The sequence below is a fragment of the Cellulomonas sp. NTE-D12 genome (genome assembly GCF_027923705.1).
GTDB lineage: Bacteria > Actinomycetota > Actinomycetes > Actinomycetales > Cellulomonadaceae > Cellulomonas.
Genome location: NZ_AP026442.1, coordinates 1,203,472 through 1,224,806 on the forward strand (window position 1 = coordinate 1,203,472; position 21,335 = coordinate 1,224,806).

Genomic DNA, 21,335 nt, shown 5'->3' on the forward strand with positions numbered 1-21,335 from the left:
CCGCCTTCCGTGCGCCGACCGGCGCGCCGCACGGGGGCAAGTCTGGCAGCGCCCGGCCGCCAGCCCGGGGAGGCGGCGGCCGGGTCGCGCGTCAGCGGGCGAACGCCTCGGCGATCAGCTCGGTCTGCTGCACCGCGTGCTTCTTGGCGGAGCCCGTCGCCGTGGCGGCCGACTCGGCACGCGACACGACACGGAGCTGACGTCCCAGCACCGGAGGCACGTGCAGGGACAGGTAGGACCACGCGCCCTGGTTCTGCGGCTCGTCCTGCACCCAGACCAGCTCCGCGTCCCCGTACGGCGCCAGCGCCTCACGCGCCGCCTCGGCGTCGAAGGGGTACAGCTGCTCGAGGCGCACGATCGCCGTGTGCCGGTCACCCGAGGAAACCCGGTGCGCCAGCAGGTCCCAGTAGACCTTGCCGCTGCACAGCAGCACGCGCGTCACCTGGTCGGCCTGTGCCGCGGCGAGCTCGTCGCCGATCACCGGGCGGAAGGTGCCGGACGTGAAGTCCGCGACGTCGGAGGTCGCCGACTTCAGGCGCAGCATCGACTTCGGGGTGAAGACGACGAGCGGCCGGCGCGGCCGGTCGTAGGCCTGCCGGCGCAGCAGGTGGAAGTGCGACGCCGGGGTCGACGGCTGCGCGATGGTCATGTTGTCCTCGGCGGCCAGCTGCAGGAACCGCTCGATCCGCGCCGACGAGTGGTCCGGCCCCTGGCCCTCGTAGCCGTGCGGCAGCAGCAGGGTCACGGAGGACTGCTGCGCCCACTTCTGGCCGGCCGAGCTGACGAACTCGTCGAGGATCGTCTGCGCTCCGTTGACGAAGTCGCCGAACTGGGCCTCCCACACCACGAGGGCGTCGGGACGCTCGACGGAGTAGCCGTACTCGAACCCGAGCGCGGCGTACTCGGACAGCGACGAGTCGTAGGTCCAGAACTTCGCCTGGTTGGCCGACAGGTAGCTCAGCGGCGTCCACTCGGCGCCGGTCTCGCGGTCGTGCAGCACCGCGTGCCGCTGGGCGAACGTGCCGCGCCGGCTGTCCTGACCGGCGAGCCGCACGGGCGTGCCCTCGACCAGCAGCGAGCCGAACGCGAGCAGCTCGCCGAACGCCCAGTCGATGCCGCCCTCGCGGCTCATCGCCTCGCGACGGGTGAGCAGGGTCGCCAGCTTGGGGTGCACGGTGAAGCCCTCCGGGGCCTGCACGTGCGCGGCGCCGATGCGCTCCAGCACCTCCGCCGGCACAGCGGTGCGCCAGCCGACCATCACACCGGCGTCCTCGTGCTGCGCCTCCGGACGCTCCAGCCCGGCGACCGTCTCCGGTGCCTTCGTCGGCGTCCAGCCGTCCTCGCGCGTCTCCGCGAACACCCGCTCCAGCTGCGACTGGTAGTCGCGCAGCGCGTGCTCCGCCTCCTCGAGCGTGATGTCGCCCCGCCCGACCAGCGTCTCGGTGTAGAGCTTGCGCACCGAGCGCTTGGCCTCGATCAGGTTGTACATCAGCGGCTGGGTCATCGATGGGTCGTCGCCCTCGTTGTGACCGCGGCGGCGGTAGCAGAGCATGTCGACGACGACGTCGCGGTCGAACTGCTCGCGGTACTCGAACGCGAGCTCGGCGACGCGCACCACGGCCTCCGGGTCGTCCCCGTTGACGTGGAACACCGGCACCTGCAGGCCCTTGACCACGTCGGTGGCGTACTGCGACGAGCGGGACGACGACGGGCCGGTGGTGAAGCCGACCTGGTTGTTGATGACCACGTGGATGGTGCCGCCGGTGCGGTAGCCACGCAGCTGCGACAGGTTCAGCGTCTCGAAGACGACGCCCTGGCCGGCGAACGCGGCGTCGCCGTGCACCAGGATCGGCAGCACGGAGAAGCCGTCGCCGCCGAGGTCGATGCGGTCCTGCTTGGCCCGCACGATGCCCTCGAGCACCGGGTCGACGGCCTCCAGGTGGGACGGGTTGGCCGCCAGGTGCACCCGCGTGGTCGCACCCGACTCGGCGGTGAACCGCCCCTCGGTGCCGAGGTGGTACTTCACGTCGCCGGAGCCCTGGACGCTCTTCGGGTCCTGGTTGCCCTCGAACTCGCTGAAGATCTGCCCGTAGGACTTGCCGGCGATGTTGGCCAGCACGTTGAGCCGACCGCGGTGCGCCATGCCGATGCCGACCTCGTCGAGGCCCGCGTCCGCCGCCTTCGAGAGGATCGCGTCCAGCAGCGGGATCAGCGACTCGCCGCCCTCGAGCGAGAACCGCTTCTGGCCGACGTACTTGGTCTGCAAGAAGGTCTCGAAGGCCTCGGCTGCGTTCAGCCGCCGCAGGATGCGCAGCTGGTCCTCGCGCGGAGTCCGGGCGTAGCCGGACTCCAGCCGCTCCTGCAGCCAGCGACGCTGCCGCGGGTCCTGCAGGTGCATGTACTCGATGCCGACCGTGCGGCAGTACGAGTCGCGCAGCAGGCCGAGGATCTCCCGCAGGGTGGCGCGGGACTTGCCGGTGAACCCGCCGGTGGGGAACGTGCGGTCCAGGTCCCACAGCGTCAGGCCGTGGTTCTGCACGTCGAGGTCCGGGTGCTTGCGCAGCCGGAAGGCGAGCGGGTCGGTGTCCGCCATCAGGTGGCCGCGCGAGCGGTAGGCGTGGATCAGCTCGGCGATGCGGGCCGGCTTGATCGCCTCGTCGTCCGGGTGCGCGGTGTTGTCCCGCACCCAGCGCACCGGCTCGTAGGGCACGCGCAGCGACGTGAAGACCCGGTCGTAGAAGCCGTCCTGACCGGTCAGCTTCTCCGCGATGATCCGCAGGAAGTCGCCGGACTGGGCGCCCTGGATGATCCGGTGGTCGTACGTCGAGGTCAGGGTGAGCACCTTGGAGATGCCCATCTGGTTCAGCCGCTCGACGGACGTGCCGGCGAACTCGGCCGGGTAGTCCATCGCACCGACGCCGACGATGGTGCCCTGGCCCTGCATCAGGCGCGGCACCGAGTGCACCGTCCCGATCGTGCCGGGGTTGGTCAGCGACACCGTGGTCCCGGCGAAGTCGTCCACCCCGAGCTTGTTCTGCCGGGCCCGGCGGACCACGTCCTCGTAGGCGGCCCAGAACTGGGCGAAGTCGAGCGTGTCCGCCTTCTTCACCGACGGCACCAGCAGCTGCCGCGTCCCGTCCGGCTTGGACAGGTCGATGGCGATGCCGAGGTTGACGTGGGCCGGCGTCAGCACCGCCGGCTTGCCGTCCTGCTGCGTGTACGACGAGTTCATCGCCGGCATCTGCGTCAAGGCCTCGACCATCGCGAAGCCGATGAGGTGCGTGAACGACACCTTGCCGCCGCGGCCGCGGGCGAGGTGGTTGTTGATGACGATGCGGTTGTCCACCATCAGCGTGGCCGGGACGGCGCGCACGCTGGTGGCGGTGGGGACCTCCAGCGAGGACTCCATGTTGGTCACCACGCGGGCCGCGGGGCCGCGCAGCTTCTGCACCTCGTCGGCGGCCTGGTCCTGCTCGGTGTGCTCGTGGCCGAGGGCCGCGGCCGCTGCGTACGGCGCCGTGGCGGGCAGGGCGCGGGCGATGGGGACGGGACCGGTCGGCAGCAGCTTCGCCTGGCCGCCGACGCCGTCGCCGGACGGGCGCGGAGCGGCGGCGGGGGCCGGCGGCGCGGGGACGAGCGCGGGGGCCGTCGGCGCGCCCTCGGACGGGGAGGCGGTCGGCTCGGTGCCGCCGGCGGCCTCGGACCCCGGGGCGAGCGGCCGGTAGCCCTCGAAGAAGTCCCACCAGGCGGGGTCGACCGTGCTGGGGTCGCGGAGGTACTGCTCGTACAGCTCGTCCACGAGCCATTCGTTGGCGCCGAAGTCGGCGCGCCTCGAATCGATCTCGGCCTTCTGCGCCACGCGAAACTCGCCCACTTCCGCTGCGGCCAGTCGACCGCGTCGTTGACTGATCTGTTGATGACAACACTACGGCCTGAGGGTCTTAGGTCCCGCCTCGGGCACTGGTCCAGGTGCCGATCCGCACACCGTCTTCACCCGCTCCGACCGACGTGCTGCCCGAACGTGAATGAGCAGGTCAAGACCGGGCAAGCGGTCGGTTCGCGGGCCCTCAACGGCCGGTGCGCTACGGCTCCGGGACGCGCGGCACGGCGCCGGTGCCCGGGGCCGGGCGTCCCGGCAGGGTGACCCGCATCGTGCACCCCGAGGACGTGTCGGCCACCTCGATCGCGCCGCCGTGCAGCTGCACCGCCCATCGGACGATCGCCAGCCCGAGGCCGGTCCCTCCCGTGGAGCCCTGGCCGGTGACGGCAGGGGAGTTGCCGCGCACGAACCGCTCGAACACGTGGGCCCGCTGGTCCACCGCGATGCCGGGACCGTTGTCCACCACGTCGATCTGCACGTCGCGTCCGGACCGCCGTCCCACCAGCCGCACCACGTCACCGGTGGGGGATGCCCGCACCGCGTTGTGCAGCAGGTTGGCCACCACCTGGTGCAGCCGCTCCGGGTCGGCGGGGACGGTCAGCCCCGGCGGTGTCACGGACACCTCGAACCGGACCTGGCGCGCGGCGGCGACGAGGGCGGACCCGTCGGCGGCCTCCTGGAGGAAGTCCGCCAGCCGCACCTCCTCGAGGTCGAGCGCCGCGTCCCCGGCCTCGAGGCGGGACAGGTCGAGGAGGTAGGTGACCAGCCTGCCGAGGCGTTCGGTCTGGGACAGCGCGGCGGCCAGCGTCGCCTCGTCCGGCTCGCTGATCCCGTCCACCATGTTCTCCAGCTGCGCACGCAGCGCCGCCACCGGCGTGCGCAGCTCGTGCGAGACGTTGGCCACCAGCTCGCGGCGGAAGCTGTCCGACTGCTCGAGGTCGTCGGCCATCGTGTTGAAGGCCGCAGCGAGCTGACCGACCTCGTCGTGGCTGGAGGCGTGCACCCGCTGCGTGTAGTCGCCGGCCGCCATCGCCTGCGCGGCCGCGGTCATCTCGCGCAGCGGAGAGGTCATCCCGCGTGCCAGGAGCTGGGTCAGCACCAGGGAGAGCACGATCGCCAGCGGCAGCGTGCGGGTCGGCCCCAGGTGCCGGTACAGCCCGATCCAGGTGATGAACGCGGCCAGGGTGACCGTCGCCGCCACCAGCACGCCCAGCTTGATCTTGATCGAGGTGACCCGGTCCAGCGGGCGGATGTCGGGCAGCCGGTCACCGATGGGCCGCCGGTGCCGCGCCACCGGACCCGCGTCCCGGTCGTCGCCCGCGTCCTGGCCGTGGACGAAGTCCCACCACGGCGCGCGCGCCGGCTGACCACCCGGGGTGGGACCCGGGTCGGTGGTGCGGTCCGCCGTCACGTGCCTGCCGGCGCGGCGTGCTCGGCCGGGGTCGTGGGCTCGGCGGGCTCGAAGGCGTAGCCGACGCCGTGCACGGTGCGGACCAGGTCGGGGCCGAGCTTGCGGCGCAGCGCCTTGATGTGGGAGTCGACGGTGCGCGTCCCGCTGGCGTCCACCCAGTCCCACACCTCGGCGAGGAGACGCTCGCGGCTCAGCACGGTGCGCGGCCGGGTGGCCAGCGCGACGAGCAGGTCGAACTCGGTCGGCGTCAGGTGCACCTCGTCGGCACCGCGCAGCACCCGTCGCTGCGCGCGGTCGACCGTCACGTCGCCCACGACCAGCGGGGGCTCCGGCTGGTGCACGGTGCTCAGCTCGGCCGCCTGCGACGCCCGCTGCTGCCGGCGCAGCAGCGCCTTGGTGCGTGCGACCAGCTCGCGCATCGAGAACGGCTTGGTCATGTAGTCGTCCGCCCCGACGCCGAGCCCGACGAGCATGTCCGTCTCGTCGTCGCGGGCGGTGAGCATCAGCACGGGGACGGGTCGCTCCGCCTGGATCCGCCGGCACACCTCCAGGCCGTCGATGCCCGGCAGCATCACGTCGAGCAGCACCACGTCGGGGTGCAGCCGGGCCGCCGAGTCGACCGCGAGGAGCCCGTCGCCGACGGCGTGCACCTGCCATCCCTCGGCCGAGAGCCGGTGCACGATCGCCTGCGCGATGGCCGGTTCGTCCTCCACGACGAGGACGGTCGTCGACCCGCCCGGCCCGGCGAGTCCTTGCGAGAGCGCCATGGGGTCAGCGTGGCACAGGCGCCTGTCGACGGCCGGTGCACGCGCAGGCACCCCGCGCGTGCACGCCTCGGGCGCCCGCCGCCTGCACGCGAGCGGATCCCGCCGGGCCGCCCTCGGCCGTCCGCGGTGTGACCTTCGTCCCACCGCACCTGCGTGTCCCGCTGGGCGACGGCCGTTCGCGCGTGGGATCGACGTCGGACGTCCGTCCAGGGGGCTTGGAACGGTGGGGGCCACCCCGTTATGGTTTCGTGACCGCGACGCCCGGGCCGGATGGCCGGCCCCTTCGCGGTCTCGTACCGGGTCGTGCCAGAGCAGGAGGTGTCGTGGGTTCGCACCGAGCAGAGCCGGCGACCCGGACCCTGCCTCGTGCCGCACGCGTGCACCACGGTGCGACCGGTCGCGACCACGCCGTCCCGGCACCGGTGAGCGGCGGCGCCACCACCTCCGGACGGCGGCGCCGTGGAGCGACCCGCGCCTTCGGGCGGGTCGGCGTGCTCGGCGCCCTCGTCGCGGTGACCGTCGTGGTGCCCGTCACGCAGGGCGCGCTCGCCGATGCGGGTTCGGGCTACGCGACCGTGTCGGACGCCGCGCTGCCGTCGACCGTCCAGGCGCTGACCTCGACGCCCGCCACCCAGCTGCCGCCCGCCTCCCTGGTCACGGCCGATGCCGCCCTCTCGCTGCGTTCCGCCGCAGCGGTGTCCCGTTCCGCCGACCGCAGCCCGCTGCCGGACTGCGACGGGCAGCCGCATCCCGGGGGCGAGAACGGCGCGATCCCCGACGCCTGGTTGTGCACGCTGTTCGACGGCCACACCCGCCTGCGTGCCGACGCGGCCGTCGCCCTGGCCCAGATGAACGAGGCGTTCGTCCAGCGGTTCGGCGCTGATCTGTGCCTGGCGTCCGGCTACCGCTCGCTGGCCGAGCAGCGGGCGGTGAAGGCCACCCGCGGCAGCCTCGCGGCCGACCCGGGACGCAGCAACCACGGCTGGGGCCTCGCGGTCGACTTCTGCTCCGAGGAGACCTCCGGGGCGCGCTGGACCTGGCTGCAGAAGAACGCCGCCATCTACGGCTTCGGCAACCCGGCGTGGGCCCAGCCCGGCGGCAGCGGACCGTACGAGCGCTGGCACTGGGAGCTGACCAAGGCGGTCGCGGAGTCCGGCTTCAACTGACCGGGGCACGGCCCGGCGCGGCGCCCGTGAGGGGCGCCGAACCGGATCCGTCGTCAGCGCAGCTGGAGGCCCCAGCGCAGCACGTGCTCCTGACCCGGCTCGAGCCGGACCAGGTCGTCGCCGGTGCGGAACGCGTCCGCGACGCAGCTCATCGGCTCGACCGCGACGGCGGTGCGCCCGATCCTCGCCACCTGGTCGCCGGTGCACACCTGCCACGCGGTCGTCGCCGCGTCGCCCCACATGGCGACGGTGCTGCCGTCGGGCCGGCCCAGGGTCGCCCACGTCCGCTCGTCGTCGTCCCGGAGCACGCCCACCCACGCGTCGTCGAGCGCCAGTCCGGCGAGCGACCGGGCCTGCCGCAGGTCGAACTGGTTGGCCACCGGCTCGGTGCCCGTCGGGAGGAGGCGGTTGTCCACGGTCACGTGCCGGGAGGCGCCGACGCTCAGCGAGCAGTCGTCGACGGCCGCTCCGCCGGTCGACAGCCACGGGTGCACGCCGACCCCGTAGGGGGCCGTGCTCGAACCCTGGTTGAGCGCGGTGACGGTGCACTCGAGCCCGGCGTCGGAGAGGGTGAACGTCACGGTGATCAGCAGGGGCCACGGGTAGCCACCGGTCGGGACCAGGTCGTGCTGCAGCGTGACCGAGGCCTCGTCCTCCCGCGGGCCGGCCGCCGTGAAGCGCTCGTGGCCGACGAGCCCGTGCAGCGCGGTCATCCGGTCGACCTCGGTGACCGGGACCTGGTAGACGGAACCCTCGAACCCGTAGCGCCCGTCCGCCAGGCGGTTGGGCCACGGTGCGAGCAGGGCGCCCGAGAACGCCGGCGTGAGGACGCCCTCGTCGTAGGGCCGGACGACGTCGCGGCCGCCGACGCGGTACAGCCGCAGGCTCGCGCCGACCTCGGCGACCACCGCCTCCTGGTCGCCGTGGTGCAGGTGGTGCTGGGTGCCGGAGGGCAGCGGTGTGATCACCCGCACACGCTAGCGGGCGTCGCCCGAGGCCCGCCGCGCGGGGCCGTGGAGCGGGCGGCTGCCCGAGCGGCGTCCCGTTCCGCGACGACGCAGCGGCTGCGCAGCCTGGGACCGAAGGCCCACCCATGGCCGACGGACGCTGTCACGGCGCGCACCCGATGGAGTGCGGGGCGACGTGACTTGTGCGGAACCGCCCCCAGCCCGCCGTCGTGTGCCCTAGCGTCGCGCTGCCGAAGAACCGGACACTTCGGTCAGAACGGAGAAATGCCGTGGACGGCGTGGCGATCGTCGAGCGCGAGGTGCGCGAGCTGATCCGTCGCCGTGGCGTCGACCCGGTGCGCGACCGGGCCGGTGTGGACGCCCTCGTGGCGGCCGCGATCGCCGACTACGACGAGCGCTCGGTGCTCGGCGCACTGCCTCCGCTGGCGGATCCCGGTGCCGTCCACAAGCAGGTGGTCGACTCGGTGGCCGGGCTCGGGCCGCTGCAGCGGTACCTCGACGACGACACCGTGGAGGAGATCTGGATCAACTCCCCGCACCAGGTGTTCGTCGCCCGCGGCGGGGAGCCCGAGCTGACCACCACGATCCTCACCGACAGCCAGGTACGGGACCTCGTCGAGCAGATGCTCAAGGTCTCCGGCCGGCGCCTGGACCTCAGCAGCCCCTTCGTCGACGCGTCGCTGCCCGGTGGTGAGCGGCTCCATGCGGTGATCCCGGACGTCACGCGTCGCCACTGGTCCGTGAACATCCGCAAGTACGTCGTGCGTGCCGCCGGTCTGGACGACCTCGTCACGCTGGGCAGCGTGCCACCGGCCGTCGCCGCGTTCCTGCACGCGGCCGTGCGGGTGGGCCTCAACGTGGTCGTCTCGGGCAGCACGCAGAGCGGGAAGACGACCATGCTGAACGCCCTCTGCGGCTCGATCCCTCCGCGGGAGCGCGTCATCACCTGCGAAGAGGTCTTCGAGCTGCGCCTGGCGGCGCGGGACTGGGTGGCGATGCAGTGCCGACAGCCCAACCTCGAGGGGACGGGCGAGATCCCGCTGCGGCGACTGGTCAAGGAGGCGCTGCGGATGCGACCGAGCCGCCTGGTGGTCGGTGAGGTGCGCGAGGCCGAGGCGCTCGACCTGCTGATCGCTCTCAACGCCGGCGTGCCAGCGATGTGCACCCTGCACGCCAACTCCGCGCGGGAAGCGCTGACCAAGCTGTGCACGCTGCCGCTGCTCGCCGGTGAGAACGTCTCCGACCGGTTCGTCGTGCCCACCGTCGCGTCCGCCGTCGACCTGGTCGTCCACCTCGACCTGGATCCGTCGGGCCGGCGGTCGGTGCGCGAGGTGCTGGCCGTGCCCGGCCGCGTCGAGGCGGGCGTCGTGGAGACGGCGGAGCTGTTCGTCACCCGTGACCGGCGGCTCGTCCGCGCGGAGGGCTTCCCGCCGCACGCCGAGCGGTTCTCGCGTGCGGGCGTCGACCTCGCGGCCCTGCTGCGTGGGCGGGACTGACGGCGTGGGTGTTCTGCTCGGGCTGCTGCTGGGTGGCGGGTTCGCCTGCATCTGGTGGTCGTGCTGGCCGTCCTCGACCGTCCCACGGCGGCGTTCCCCGTGGGCCGAGACCATGCGGGACACACTGGCCCAGGCCGGTGTCAGCGGCGTGGAGCCCGCGGCCGTGGTGGGCGTGAGCGCCCTGGCCGGCCTCGTCGTGGCGGTCCTCGCGTTCGCCCTGGTCCCGGTCGCGCCGATCGTGGTGGCGTTCACCTGCTTCGGCGCCGGCGCACCGTGGCTGCTGCTCCGGGGCCGGGCGCGACGGCGCGTCGGTCGCCTGCGGCAGCTGTGGCCCGACGTGGTCGACCACCTCGCCTCGGGCGTCCGTGCGGGCCTGTCCCTCCCGGAGGCGCTCGCGCAGCTCGCCGACCGGGGCCCCGCGGAGCTTCGGGAACCGTTCGCGGCGTTCGCCGCGGACTACCGGGCGTCCGGTCGGTTCGGCGAGAGCCTGGACACGCTGAAGGACCGTCTGGCGGACCCTGTGGCGGACCGGATCGTGGAGGCGCTCCGGCTGACGCGGGACGTCGGTGGGACGGACCTCGGCCGTCTGCTGCGCACGCTGTCCGCCTTCCTCCGTGACGACCTACGCACCCGAGGCGAGCTCGAGGCGCGCCAGAGCTGGACCGTCAACTCGGCACGCCTCGCCGCTGCGGCGCCGTGGATCGTGCTGGCGACCCTGGCATCACGTCACGAGGCGGTGCAGGCTTTCGGCACCCCTGCCGGTGCGCTCGTCCTGCTGCTGGGGGCCGGGTGCACGGTCGGGGCGTACCTGCTGATGCTGCGAGCCGCGCGCCTGCCCGACGATCCGCGGGTGCTGCGATGACGGCGGTGACGCTCGGCGGCGCCATCGGCCTCCTCGGCGGTGTCGGGCTCCTCCTCGTCGTGCTCCGGTGGCCCACGCGACGGCCGTCCCTCGACTCGCGGCTGGCGCCGTACCTGCGCGGGCGTCGCACCGAGTCCGCGCTGCTCCGCACGCCCGTCGCGACGTCGCCCTTCGGTGTGGCGGAGCGGCTGGCGGCACCTTTCATGGCTGACGCGACGCGTCTGGTCGGCCGGCTCGGCTCACCGGCTCGAGAGCTGCGGCGCAGGCTCGCTCGCGCGGGCCGGACGGAGTCGGTGGAGCAGTTCCGCGCCGGTCAGGTCGTGTGGGGAGTGCTCGGCCTGGCGGGCGGGCTCGCCGCCGCGCTGCTGGTGGGCACGGTCCGCGGCGGTTCGCCCCTGGCGCTCGCCGTCCTCGTCGCGGTCAGCGGCGTGAGCGGTGTCCTGCTGCGCGACTGGCTGCTCAGCCGGCAGGTCCGAGAGCGGGAGCAACGGATCCTCACCGAGATGCCCACCGTCGCGGAGCTGCTCGCGCTCGCGGTCGGTGCTGGCGAGGGTGCCGCCGGAGCGCTCGAGCGCGTGGTGCGGTCCACGAGCGGAGCGTTGACGGAGGAGCTGCGCGCGACGCTCTCCGACGCACGGGCGGGGGCCCCGCTCACCGAGGCGCTCGATGCCCTGGCCGGCCGTACCGGTCTCCCGGCGCTGACCCGGTTCGCCGAGGGGGTCGCCGTCGCGCTCGATCGCGGCACGCCGCTGGCCGACGTCCTGCGAGCGCAGGCGCAGGACGTCCGGGAGGAGTCCCGCCGAGCACTGATGGAGGCGGGCGGCCGCAAGGAGGTGCTGATGATGGTCCCGGTGGTGTTCCTCATCCTCCCGGTGACCGTCCTCTTCGCCGTGTTCCCCAGCCTCGTGGTGCTGCGGGTGGGCCTGTGACCGACACGTCGCCGGCGGAGGGCCGGCGGGACAAGGAGGACGAGCATGACGACATCCCCTGGACGGATCCTGAGGTGGTTCCGCCGCCTGGTCTCCCGCGTGGGCGGACCGACCGGCGGCCGTCCGGACGCCACGACGGTCGGGACCGCGACGTCCGCGACCGGGACGGACGAGGACGCCCTGGCGGTGAGCGTCCCCGCAGACTGGGGAGACGTCCCGGGGTGGGTGCTGGTCACGCTGATGACGGCGGGACTGGTCTCGGCTCTGTGGCTGGTGGCGGGCAAGGCGCTGGTGAACCTGTTCGAGACGGCGATCAGTCACGTCGCGCCCTGATCCGGCGCGTCTGGTGCGGTGGGCGCCCGGCGTCGGAGCGCGGTTCGGCGGTCGTGGACTTCGTCCTGGTCGGGGCGCTGGTTGCGGTGCTCGGTGTCGCCGTGCTGCAGCTCGCGCTCGTGCTGCACGTGCGGGCGACGCTCGTGGACTGCGCCGGCGAGGGTGCGCGGTACGCCGCCCAGGCGGGGCACCGTCCGGCCGACGGCGTCGAGCGCACCCGGCTGCTGGCGAGCCAGGCGGTGTCGTCCGGCTACGCGGGCGACGTCACGGCGGTCCGGACCGTCGTCGACGGGGTGGACCTGGTCGAGGTGACGGTCCGAGCGCCGTTCCCGGTGGTCGGGCTGGTCGGGCCGAGCGGGGAGCTGGTCGTGCGTGGCCATGCGCTCGTGGAGGGCGGATGAGCCGGCGGCCGGTGACCGGTCGCCCAGGCCGTCGGGACGTGCGGCTGCCGTCCCGGTGGAGCGACGACTCGGGCAACGCCGTCGTCGAGTTCCTCGGCCTCGCCGTGACGCTGCTGGTCCCCCTGGTGTACCTCGTCCTCGTGCTGGGCAGGCTGCAGGCCGGCACCTTCGCCGCGGACGCCGCGTCCCGTGACGCGGCACGTGCGTACGCGGGCGCGCAGACAGCCGATGCCGGCGCTGCCCGAGCCCTTGCCGCCGTCGGCGTGGCGCTCGGCGACCAGGGCTTCGATGCCGCGCCGGCGGACGTCCTGCGGCTGACGTGCTCCGCAGAGTGCCTCGCGCCCGGCACCGAGGTGGACGCCGTCGTCCAGCTGAGGGTGCCGCTGCCCTTCGTACCGCCCTTCGTCCGCTCCGCGGTCCCGCTCGAGATCGCGGTGTCCGCGGAGCACGCGGCGATGGTGGACGACTACCGGGCGGCACCGTGAGCCGCCCGGCCGTCGCCGCCGCGCGCGCACGGTCGGCGCGCCGAGCGGTGGCCGGCGACGACGAGGGGCAGGTCACCCTGCTCGTCCTCGGCTTCGTGCTGCTCGCCGTCGCCCTGATCACGGTGGTGGTGGCGGCGACCGGCGTGCACCTCGACCGCAAGCGCCTGCTGGACCTCTCGGACCTGGCGAGCCTCGCTGCGGCGGACTCGGTCACGGACGACGGGTACTTCACGAACGGCACGGCGTCAGGTGCTCGTGAGGTGCCGCTGAGCTCCGACGCGGTTCGTGCCGCGGTCGAGCGGTACGTCCGCGACCACCCGGACCGGTTCGCGCGCTGGTCGACGGTGCAGGTGCTCGAGGCCCGGACCGCGGACGGCCGCACCGTCGTCGTGCGACTGGGTGCGGTGAGCCGGCTGGCCCTGGTCGGACCGCTGCTGGCGCCATGGTCCGACGGGGTCCGTATCGAGGCGACCGCGACGGCTCGCGCCTGGTGAGCCGCCGGGTCGGCCGCGCGGCGGTGGCGGGTCCCGGTCCGGTGCCTGACCGGCAGGCCCGGCGGGCTGTCAGCGGCGAACCGGTAGCCTGGACGGTCGTGGCCACCGACTTCCCCGCTGAGATCCGCGCGCTGCGCAGCACCCTCGACTCGATCGAGGCTGTGATCGACCCGGCGGCGCTGCGGGAGAAGATCGCGGACCTGTCGAGCAAGGCGTCCGCGCCGGACCTGTGGGACGACCCGGAGTCGGCGCAGCAGGTGACGAGCCAGCTGTCCGCGGCTCAGTCCGAGCTCGAGCGGCTGGCGAAGCTGAACGCGCGCATCGACGACCTCGAGACGCTGGTGGAGCTCGCCACGGAGGAGGACGACGCCGACAGCGCCGCCGAGGCCGAGACGGAGCTCGGCGCCGTCCGCAAGGCGATGGGTGAGCTCGAGGTCCGCACGCTGCTGTCGGGGGAGTACGACCAGCGCGAGGCCGTGGTCACGATCCGGTCCGGTGCCGGCGGCGTGGACGCGGCCGACTTCGCCGAGATGCTGATGCGGATGTACCTGCGGTGGGCGGAGCGGCACGGGTACCCCACCAAGGTGCTGGACACGAGCTACGCCGAGGAGGCGGGGCTGAAGAGCGCCACCTTCGAGGTGAAGGTGCCCTACGCCTACGGGAACCTGTCGGTGGAGGCGGGCACCCACCGGCTGGTGCGCATCTCGCCGTTCGACAACCAGGGACGCCGTCAGACGAGCTTCGCGGCGGTCGAGGTGATCCCGCTGATCGAGCAGACCGACCACATCGACGTGCCGGAGTCGGACATCCGGGTGGACGTGTTCCGGTCCTCCGGCCCCGGCGGCCAGTCGGTGAACACCACCGACTCGGCGGTGCGGATCACCCACCTGCCGACCGGTCTCGTGGTGTCGATGCAGGACGAGAAGAGCCAGATCCAGAACCGGGCGGCCGCCATGCGCGTGCTGCAGTCGCGTCTGCTGGTGCTGCGGCAGCAGCAGGAGGACGCGAAGAAGAAGGAGCTGGCCGGCGACATCAAGGCCAGCTGGGGCGACCAGATGCGCAGCTACGTGCTGCACCCGTACCAGATGGTCAAGGACCTGCGCACCGACTACGAGGTGGGCAACCCGATGGCCGTGTTCGACGGTGACATCGACGGCTTCATCGAGGCGGGGATCCGCTGGCGCCGCGGCCAGGAGAACGGCACCGCCTGATCCGCGCGCGTGCTGCTCCACGGGCACGCTGCCGCGTCCGACGGCCGCTGCCGGACCGGCGCACCTGCTGCCGACCGGCGAAGTCGGACGGCTGTCCGGGACGTATCCGGCATACCGGGCACCGGGTGCCGATTCACAGCACCCGGGGCGGCGTGTCCTGCCCGGAGGGGTCGCCGGCCGTTCGTAGCCTCGAGGAGGCTCGCGAGGAGTGGGCCGTCCGGACGTCGGCGTGAGCCGGCGCTCGGGGCACGACGAGGCATGGGCAGGCACGTGATCCGGTTCGAGAACGTCACCAAGGTCTATGCACGCGGTGCGAGGCCCGCGCTCGACCGGGTGAGCCTCGACGTCGAGCGCGGTGAGTTCGTCTTCCTCGTCGGCTCGTCCGGCTCGGGGAAGTCGACCTTCCTGCGGCTCGTGCTGCGCGAGGAGCGCGCCTCCGCGGGCAAGGTGTTCGTCGCCGGCAAGGAGCTGAGCACCCTCTCGTCGTGGAAGGTGCCGCAGATGCGCCGCCAGATCGGCGCCGTGTTCCAGGACTTCCGCCTGCTGCCCAACAAGACGGTCTTCGAGAACGTCGCCTTCGCGCTGCAGGTGATCGGCAAGCCGCGCCACCACATCCTCACCACCGTGCCGGACGTGCTCGAGATGGTCGGGCTGGCCGGTAAGGAGAAGCGCCGCCCGCACGAGCTGTCAGGTGGCGAGCAGCAGCGGGTCGCCATCGCCCGCGCCTTCGTCAACCGCCCGTCGATCCTGCTGGCCGACGAGCCGACCGGAAACCTCGACCCGACCACGTCACTGGGGATCATGCGCCTGCTCGACCGCATCAACCGCACCGGCACCACCGTGGTGATGGCCACGCACGACGACGAGATCGTCGACCAGATGCGCAAGCGGGTGGTCGAGCTGAACACCGGGGCCATGGTGCGCGACCAGTCGCGCGGCGTGTACGGCTCGGACCGCTGAGGGGACCGGGACCGTGCGACTGCAGTTCATCCTCTCCGAGATCGGCATCGGGCTCCGGCGGAACCTGTCGATGACGATCTCCGTCATCCTCGTCACCTTCGTGTCGCTGACCTTCGTCGGGGTCGCCGGTCTGCTGCAGACGCAGATCGGCAAGATGAAGGACCAGTGGTACGACAAGGTCGAGGTCTCCGTCTTCCTCTGCCCGGCCAACTCGTCGGCCACGACGTGCTCGTCCGGCGAGGTGACCGACGCGCAGAAGGCGGACATCCAGTCGGCGCTGGACGCGCCCGAGGTCAAGCCGTACATCCAGAAGGTCTACTTCGAGACGAAGCAGGAGGCCTTCGCGTCGTTCCAGAAGCAGTTCGCCGGCCAGTTCTGGGCCAGCGCCGCGACGGTCGACGACATGAACTCCTCCTACCGCATCAAGCTGACCGACCCCACCAAGTACCAGGTGGTCGCGGACGTGCTGTCCGGACGGCAGGGCGTGGAGCAGGTGCAGGACCAGCGGGCGCTGTTCGACAAGCTGTTCCTGGTGCTCGACCGCGCCACCCTGCTCGCCGGCGGCCTCGCTGCGGTGATGCTGCTCGCCGCGGTGCTGCTGATCACCACCACCATCCGGCTGTCCGCGCTCAGCCGCCGCCGGGAGACCGGGATCATGCGGCTGGTCGGCGCGAGCACGGTGTTCATCCAGCTGCCGTTCATGCTCGAGGGTGCGATCGCGGCGACCATCGGTGCCGCCCTTGCCGTCGGCGCCCTGTGGCTGGGCGTGCGCTACCTGGTCACCGACTGGCTCGGCTCGTCCGTCGGCTGGATCCCGTACGTCGGGACCGGCGACGTGATGACGGTGGCGCCGATCCTCGTCGCGGTGGCGATCCTGCTGGCCGGCGTCTCGTCCGTCGTCACTCTGAGCCGCTACACGAAGGTGTGACATGAACCGTCAGACGACCCTTCGCCGCCGACGCTCCCGAGATCTGCGCCGTGCGCTGGCCGCAGTGCTGTCCGCCCTGCTGCTCGGCCTGGTGGCGACCGCGTCACCGGCCGGCGCCGACGACCTGTCCAACAAGCGCAAGCAGACGCAGGCCCAGATCCAGGCGAACCAGGCGCAGCAGGATGCTCTGCAGGCCTCGCTGGAGGACCTGTCGGCCAACCTGGCCCAGGTCGCGTCCGACCTGCAGAACGTGCAGGCACAGCTGCCGGGGGCGCAGCAGAAGCTGGACCAGGCCAATGCGACGTTGCAGGCCGCCCAGCGCGAGGCGCAGCGGATCGCCGACGAGCTGGCGGACGCCAAGTCGCAGGAGTCGGCCATCACCGACGCGGTCGCCAAGGACCAGGCGCAGGCCGCGCAGGTCCGTACCGCGATCGGGCAGATGGCGCGTCAGGCGTACCAGGGCGGTGCCGCGGCCGACGCGTCCGGCCTGTCGGTGGTGCTCAGCGCCAGCAACGCCCAGGACTTCGTCGCCCGGTTCGCCATGGCCGCGACGGCTCAGCGTACGCAGGAGCAGGTGCTGGGTCAGATGCAGCAGCTCGAGGCGCAGGACCGCAACTCGCAGGCCCGCCTGACGGCGGTCCGGCAGCGGATCGACGAGCTGAAGAAGGCCGCCGACCAGCAGGTGGTGATCGCCGACCAGGCCAGCAAGGACGCGGCGGCGGCGAAGGCGCAGCTCGACCAGCTGCTGGCGCAGCAGGCCCAGAAGCAGGCGGCGCTCCAGGGGCAGATCGCACAGGCCCAGGCGGACCAGGCCGCCCTCGACGCGGCGCGCAACCAGCTCGACCAGCAGCTCGCCCAGATCGTGGCGGAGCAGGCGGCCCAGGCGGCGGCGGCCGCCCGCGCGGCGGCGGCCAGCGGCCGGCCCGCGCAGGCGCCGGCGGGCGCGTGGTTCGTCAACCCGACGGCGAACAGCCCGATCGTCGTGACGTCCGAGTACGGCATGCGGCTGCAGCCGATCCTGCACATCTGGCGGCTGCACGCCGGGATCGACCTGATGGACCACTGCGACCAGCCGGTGTACGCGGGGCGTGACGGCACCGTGCAGTGGGCGATGTACCGCTCCGGCCTCGGCAACCAGGTGATGGTGGACCACGGTTGGGTGAACGGTGCGTCGCTGATGTCCAGCTACAACCACCTGAACAGCTTCGCCGTCTCGGCCGGTCAGCACGTGAGTGCAGGCCAGGTGGTCGGGTACGCCGGCATGACCGGCGGGGTGTCGACGGCGTGCCACCTGCACTTCGAGGTGTACATCAACGGCGGCACCGTGAACCCGCGCCCGTACCTCGGCCTCTGAATCGGCCTGCGTCCGGGTCCGTGCCCTGTGTAGGCTTCCACGCGCCCGCCGGGACGGTGGGCTGACGAGGGGAGGCGGCACGGTGGTCAAGCCGACCGGGCGCAGCCTCGTCGCGGCCAACCGCAAGGCCCGCCACGACTACACGATCGAGGACGTCTACGAGGCAGGCGTCGTCCTCACCGGCACCGAGGTCAAGGCGCTGCGCGCCGGCCGGGCGTCCCTGGTGGACGGCTGGTGCGAGGTCGACGGCGGCGAGGCGTGGCTGCACGGGGTGCACATCCCCGAGTACTCGCAGGGCACCTGGACCAACCACGCTCCGCGGCGCAAGCGCAAGCTGCTGCTGCACCACGACGAGATCGAGCGCCTCGCTGCCGGCACCAGGGAGAAGGGGCAGACGATCGTCCCGCTGGCCCTGTACTTCCTGGACGGGCGCGCGAAGGTGGAGATCGCCCTGGCCCGCGGCAAGAAGGACTGGGACAAGCGTCAGGCGCTCCGCGAGCGTCAAGACAACCTGGAGTCGCAGCGGGCCATCCGGGAGCGACGGGACCGGTGAGCAGGAGCAGGGACCTGAGGCGTGCCGCGGCGGCTGCGCTGACGGGAGTCGGGCTCGTCGCCGCCGTCACCGGGGGTCTGGTCGCGAGCGCCCGGCCCGCCACAGCAGCGCCGCACGCGGCGGTGACCACAGGGCTGGCCACCACGGCGCCGACGAGCATCGAGACCGCCTCCGCGGGGCTCTCGCACCGGCCCGGGGACATGACCGCCGGCCGGGAGGTGACGCGGTACGACGTCCGGGCGGACGTCGGCGCGGACGGTCGCACCCGGGTGACCATCGACCTGGACTTCGACTTCGGCAACGATCCCGGGCACGGCCCGTACCTGACGCTGACGACGCGGCAGCGGTACGACGACTCCCACGACCGCCTGTACCAGTACTCCGACATCACCGCGTCGAGCCCGACCGGGGCACCGGCCCACGTGAACAAGGAGAACGACCGGGACGCGATCGTCCTGCGGATCGGCGACCCGAAGAACGGCGACGTGCAGGGCGTGCAGACCTACCGGATCGCCTACACGGTGGACGGCTGGGTGAACCCCGCGAACAGCCAGCACAGCGGTGACGAGCTGTACTGGAACGTGATCGGGTCCGGCTGGGTGGTGCCGATCTCGCACCTGTCGCTGGTGGTGACCGGGCCTGCGTCGGCGGTGGGCGCCGCCTGCTACGTCGGCAGCTACGGCAGCACCGACCCGTGCACGTCGGCCGCGGTGCAGGGCACCGGCGGCCGGTTCACGCAGGACGTGGTGGACGTCGGCCAGCAGTGGTCGGTGGTCACCGGGTGGCCGGCCGGCACGTTCCGTTCCCAGCCGATCCTGGGTCCGCGGTACGACCCCACGGCAGCCCTCGAACCGTTCAGCGTCGCCGGCGGGGCGGCGCTGGTGGTGCTGGTGCTCGGTGCCGTGGTGGTGGTGCGGCGCGTGCTGCGGACGGGCCGGGACCAGGCGTACCTCGGGCTGACGCCGGGGCTGCGGCCGGCCTCCGGTCAGCAGGTGGCGACCGGGCTGCGGGACAGGCAGGCCGTCGCGGTGCAGTTCACACCTCCGGAGGGCACCGGCCCCGGCGCGGTCGGGACCCTCGTGGACGAGCGGGCGAACGCGGTGGACGTCACCGCGACCCTCGTCGACCTCGCCGTCCGCGGCTACCTGCGCATCGAGGAGGTGCCGCGCCGCGACCCGAGCAAGAAGCCGAAGGACTGGACGCTCGTGCAGCTGCGCGAGGCGGGCCCCGAGCTGCTGTCGTTCGAGACCGCGCTGCTCGGCTCCGTGTTCGCCGGCCGCCAGCAGGTCCGGCTGTCGGAGCTGCGGACGACGTTCGCCGCGTCGATGGCGGCGGTGCAGAGCAGCCTCTACCAGCACGTCACGGAGCGCGGCTGGTTCCGCAGCGACCCGCAGGCGGTGCGGAACCGGTGGCGGGTGAGCGGCGGCCTGCTGTCGGCGGGCGGCATCATCGCGCTGGTCGCGCCGCTGACCGCGCGGGTGCAGGTGCGCGGCGTCTCGCTGATCGGCGTCGCGATCCTGCCGGTCGGCCTGCTGACGCTGGTGCTGGCGCGACGTGCGCCGGCGCGGACCGCGGACGGGACGGCCGTGCTGGCGCAGGCGCTCGGCTTCCGGCAGTACCTGGCCACGGCCGAGGCGAACCAGATCCGGTTCGAGGAGGGCCAGGACATCTTCAGCCGGTACCTGCCCTACGCCATCGTGTTCGGGCTGGCCGACCGCTGGGCCCGGGTGTTCGCCGAGCTGGCGGCCCGGGGCCGGGTGGTCCCGCAGCCCACCTGGTACACGGGGTACTACAACGTCGGCGCCGGCATGTTCTGGGCGCAGAGCTTCGCGGGGGCGATGGACCGGTTCTCGACGATCGCGACGCAGTCGCTGTCCGCACCGACGCCGGGGTCGTCCGGCGGGTCCGGGTTCGGTGGCGGCGGCTTCTCCGGCGGGGGCGTCGGCGGCGGGGGTGGCGGGGGCTGGTAGGCGCGCTCGGGTGCGGGGGAGCGCGCTCCCAGCGCTGGTCCGTGTCGGTGGGCTCGGGGACACTGGCGCGATGGACCTGCCGGTGATGCCGCCGATCGACCCGATGCTGGCCAAGGTCTCGTCGTCGATCCCGCCCGGACTGCTGTACGAGCCCAAGTGGGACGGCTTCCGCTCGATCGTGTTCCGGGACGGCGACGCGGTGGAGATCGGCTCGCGCAACACCAAGCCGATGCAGCGGTACTTCCCCGAGGTGGTCGCCGGGATCCTGGCGCAGCTGCCGGAGCGGGTGGTGGTCGACGGAGAGATCGTCGTCCCCTCGACCCGGCACACCGGGCTCGACTTCGAGGCGCTGCTGCAGCGCGTGCACCCCGCCGAGTCCCGGGTGCGGCTGCTCGCCGCGGAGACGCCCGCGCGGCTGGTGCTGTTCGACGTGCTGGCGGTGGGGGACGACGACCTGCGGGAGCGGCCGTTCGCCGAGCGCCGTGCGGTCCTCGAGAAGCTGGTCGGACCGGGTGACGTGGTGTCCGTCACGCCGCAGACCGACGACCTCACGCAGGCTCAGCGGTGGTTCGAGCAGTTCGAGGGCGCCGGGCTGGACGGCGTGGTGGCCAAGGATGCCGGCGGCACCTACCAGCCGGGCAAGCGCACGATGACCAAGATCAAGCACGAGCGGACGGCCGACTGCGTGGTGGCCGGGTACCGGCTGCACACGTCGGGCACGGACGCCGTCGGGTCGCTGCTGCTGGGGCTGTACCGGCCGGACGGGGTGCTGGCGTCGGTCGGCGTGGTCGGCGCGTTCCCGATGGCGCGCCGACGGGAGCTGCTCACCGAGCTCGCACCCCTGGTCACCACCCTCGAGGACCACCCGTGGGGGGCGATGGCGACGGGTCGCACGCCGCGCGAGGCCGAGCACAGCCGGTGGGCGCGGGACCGGGACCTCTCGTTCGTCCCGCTGCGTCCCGAGCGGGTGGTCGAGGTGGCGTACGACCACCTGGAGGGCGACCGGTTCCGGCACACCGCGCAGTTCCGGCGGTGGCGGCCGGACCGCGACCCCTCCAGCTGCACCTATGCGCAGCTGGAGGAGCCGGTCACCTACGACCTGGCGGACGTGCTGGCCGGTCGCTGAGCCGCGCTGGGTGACGGTCGGTCCGGCCGGTGCGCCGGGCT

19 protein-coding genes are annotated in these 21,335 nt (G+C 73.0%); 15 read left to right on the forward strand and 4 right to left on the reverse strand.

Annotation, left to right across the window (positions count from 1 at the left end):
• Nucleotides 1-91: 91 nt before the first annotated feature.
• The 3 genes from QMF98_RS05495 to QMF98_RS05505 form a co-directional block, all read right to left on the reverse strand.
• Nucleotides 92-3,874: a multifunctional oxoglutarate decarboxylase/oxoglutarate dehydrogenase thiamine pyrophosphate-binding subunit/dihydrolipoyllysine-residue succinyltransferase subunit gene (locus QMF98_RS05495; protein ID WP_337975028.1), complete on the reverse strand. Its 3,783-nt coding sequence runs from the start codon at nt 3,872-3,874 to the stop codon at nt 92-94.
• Between the two features lie 208 nt (nt 3,875-4,082).
• The gene (locus QMF98_RS05500) at nt 4,083-5,174 is read right to left on the reverse strand and encodes a HAMP domain-containing sensor histidine kinase (protein ID WP_337975554.1); all 1,092 of its coding nucleotides are present in this window, start codon (nt 5,172-5,174) and stop codon (nt 4,083-4,085) included.
• 113 nt (nt 5,175-5,287) lie between these two features.
• Nucleotides 5,288-6,058, reverse strand: coding sequence for a response regulator (locus tag QMF98_RS05505; RefSeq protein ID WP_337975029.1), 771 nt, complete (start codon nt 6,056-6,058; stop codon nt 5,288-5,290).
• A 323-nt stretch (nt 6,059-6,381) separates the two neighbouring features.
• On the opposite strand from QMF98_RS05505, the gene QMF98_RS05510 reads away from it, so the two are divergent.
• Nucleotides 6,382-7,224 carry a M15 family metallopeptidase gene (locus QMF98_RS05510; RefSeq protein WP_337975030.1) on the forward strand — a complete coding sequence of 281 codons (843 nt, stop codon included), beginning with the start codon at nt 6,382-6,384 and terminating at the stop codon, nt 7,222-7,224.
• A gap of 53 nt (nt 7,225-7,277) precedes the next feature.
• Here the strand turns inward: QMF98_RS05510 and QMF98_RS05515 are convergent, their stop codons facing one another.
• Entirely contained in the window at nt 7,278-8,192 is a 915-nt protein-coding gene (locus tag QMF98_RS05515) for an aldose 1-epimerase family protein (protein ID WP_337975031.1), read from the reverse strand.
• A 269-nt stretch (nt 8,193-8,461) separates the two neighbouring features.
• Between QMF98_RS05515 and QMF98_RS05520 the strand changes: the two genes are divergently transcribed.
• From QMF98_RS05520 to QMF98_RS05585, 14 genes are all read left to right on the forward strand, one after another.
• Nucleotides 8,462-9,688, forward strand: a complete 1,227-nt coding sequence (locus QMF98_RS05520) for a TadA family conjugal transfer-associated ATPase (RefSeq protein WP_337975032.1) — start codon at nt 8,462-8,464, stop codon at nt 9,686-9,688.
• Nucleotides 9,689-9,692: 4 nt separating this feature from the next.
• Complete coding sequence (locus QMF98_RS05525) at nt 9,693-10,550, forward strand: type II secretion system F family protein (protein WP_337975033.1); 858 nt, start codon at nt 9,693-9,695, stop codon at nt 10,548-10,550.
• Nucleotides 10,547-11,479 (forward strand): type II secretion system F family protein, encoded by a 933-nt coding sequence (locus tag QMF98_RS05530; protein WP_337975034.1) that lies wholly within the window; start codon nt 10,547-10,549, stop codon nt 11,477-11,479. Before QMF98_RS05525 ends, QMF98_RS05530 begins: the two co-directional genes overlap by 4 nt.
• Nucleotides 11,480-11,524: 45 nt before the next feature.
• Complete coding sequence (locus QMF98_RS05535; protein ID WP_337975678.1) at nt 11,525-11,812, forward strand: hypothetical protein; 288 nt, start codon at nt 11,525-11,527, stop codon at nt 11,810-11,812.
• 53 nt (nt 11,813-11,865) lie between these two features.
• Entirely contained in the window at nt 11,866-12,213 is a 348-nt protein-coding gene (locus tag QMF98_RS05540) for a pilus assembly protein (protein ID WP_291761678.1), read from the forward strand.
• A complete protein-coding gene (locus QMF98_RS05545) occupies nt 12,210-12,698 on the forward strand; it encodes a pilus assembly protein (protein ID WP_337975035.1) in 489 nt (162 codons plus the stop codon). The genes QMF98_RS05540 and QMF98_RS05545 overlap by 4 nt, the downstream gene beginning before the upstream one ends.
• On the forward strand, nt 12,695-13,192 hold the full coding sequence (locus QMF98_RS05550; RefSeq protein ID WP_337975036.1) for a pilus assembly protein TadG-related protein: 498 nt from the start codon (nt 12,695-12,697) through the stop codon (nt 13,190-13,192). The genes QMF98_RS05545 and QMF98_RS05550 overlap by 4 nt, the downstream gene beginning before the upstream one ends.
• A 98-nt stretch (nt 13,193-13,290) precedes the next feature.
• Nucleotides 13,291-14,403, forward strand: coding sequence for a peptide chain release factor 2 (gene prfB / locus QMF98_RS05555; RefSeq protein ID WP_337975037.1), 1,113 nt, complete (start codon nt 13,291-13,293; stop codon nt 14,401-14,403).
• Nucleotides 14,404-14,673: 270 nt separating this feature from the next.
• Nucleotides 14,674-15,363: a cell division ATP-binding protein FtsE gene (gene ftsE, locus QMF98_RS05560; RefSeq protein WP_263730485.1), complete on the forward strand. Its 690-nt coding sequence runs from the start codon at nt 14,674-14,676 to the stop codon at nt 15,361-15,363.
• Nucleotides 15,364-15,376: 13 nt separating this feature from the next.
• Nucleotides 15,377-16,291, forward strand: a complete 915-nt coding sequence (gene ftsX / locus QMF98_RS05565) for a permease-like cell division protein FtsX (protein WP_291761685.1) — start codon at nt 15,377-15,379, stop codon at nt 16,289-16,291.
• 1 nt (nt 16,292) lies between these two features.
• Entirely contained in the window at nt 16,293-17,645 is a 1,353-nt protein-coding gene (locus QMF98_RS05570; protein ID WP_337975038.1) for a M23 family metallopeptidase, read from the forward strand.
• A gap of 82 nt (nt 17,646-17,727) precedes the next feature.
• Entirely contained in the window at nt 17,728-18,198 is a 471-nt protein-coding gene (smpB, locus tag QMF98_RS05575; RefSeq protein ID WP_337975039.1) for an SsrA-binding protein SmpB, read from the forward strand.
• A complete protein-coding gene (locus QMF98_RS05580; RefSeq protein ID WP_337975040.1) occupies nt 18,195-20,168 on the forward strand; it encodes a DUF2207 domain-containing protein in 1,974 nt (657 codons plus the stop codon). Before smpB ends, QMF98_RS05580 begins: the two co-directional genes overlap by 4 nt.
• A gap of 70 nt (nt 20,169-20,238) precedes the next feature.
• Nucleotides 20,239-21,294: an ATP-dependent DNA ligase gene (locus tag QMF98_RS05585; RefSeq protein WP_337975041.1), complete on the forward strand. Its 1,056-nt coding sequence runs from the start codon at nt 20,239-20,241 to the stop codon at nt 21,292-21,294.
• Nucleotides 21,295-21,335: the final 41 nt, after the last annotated feature.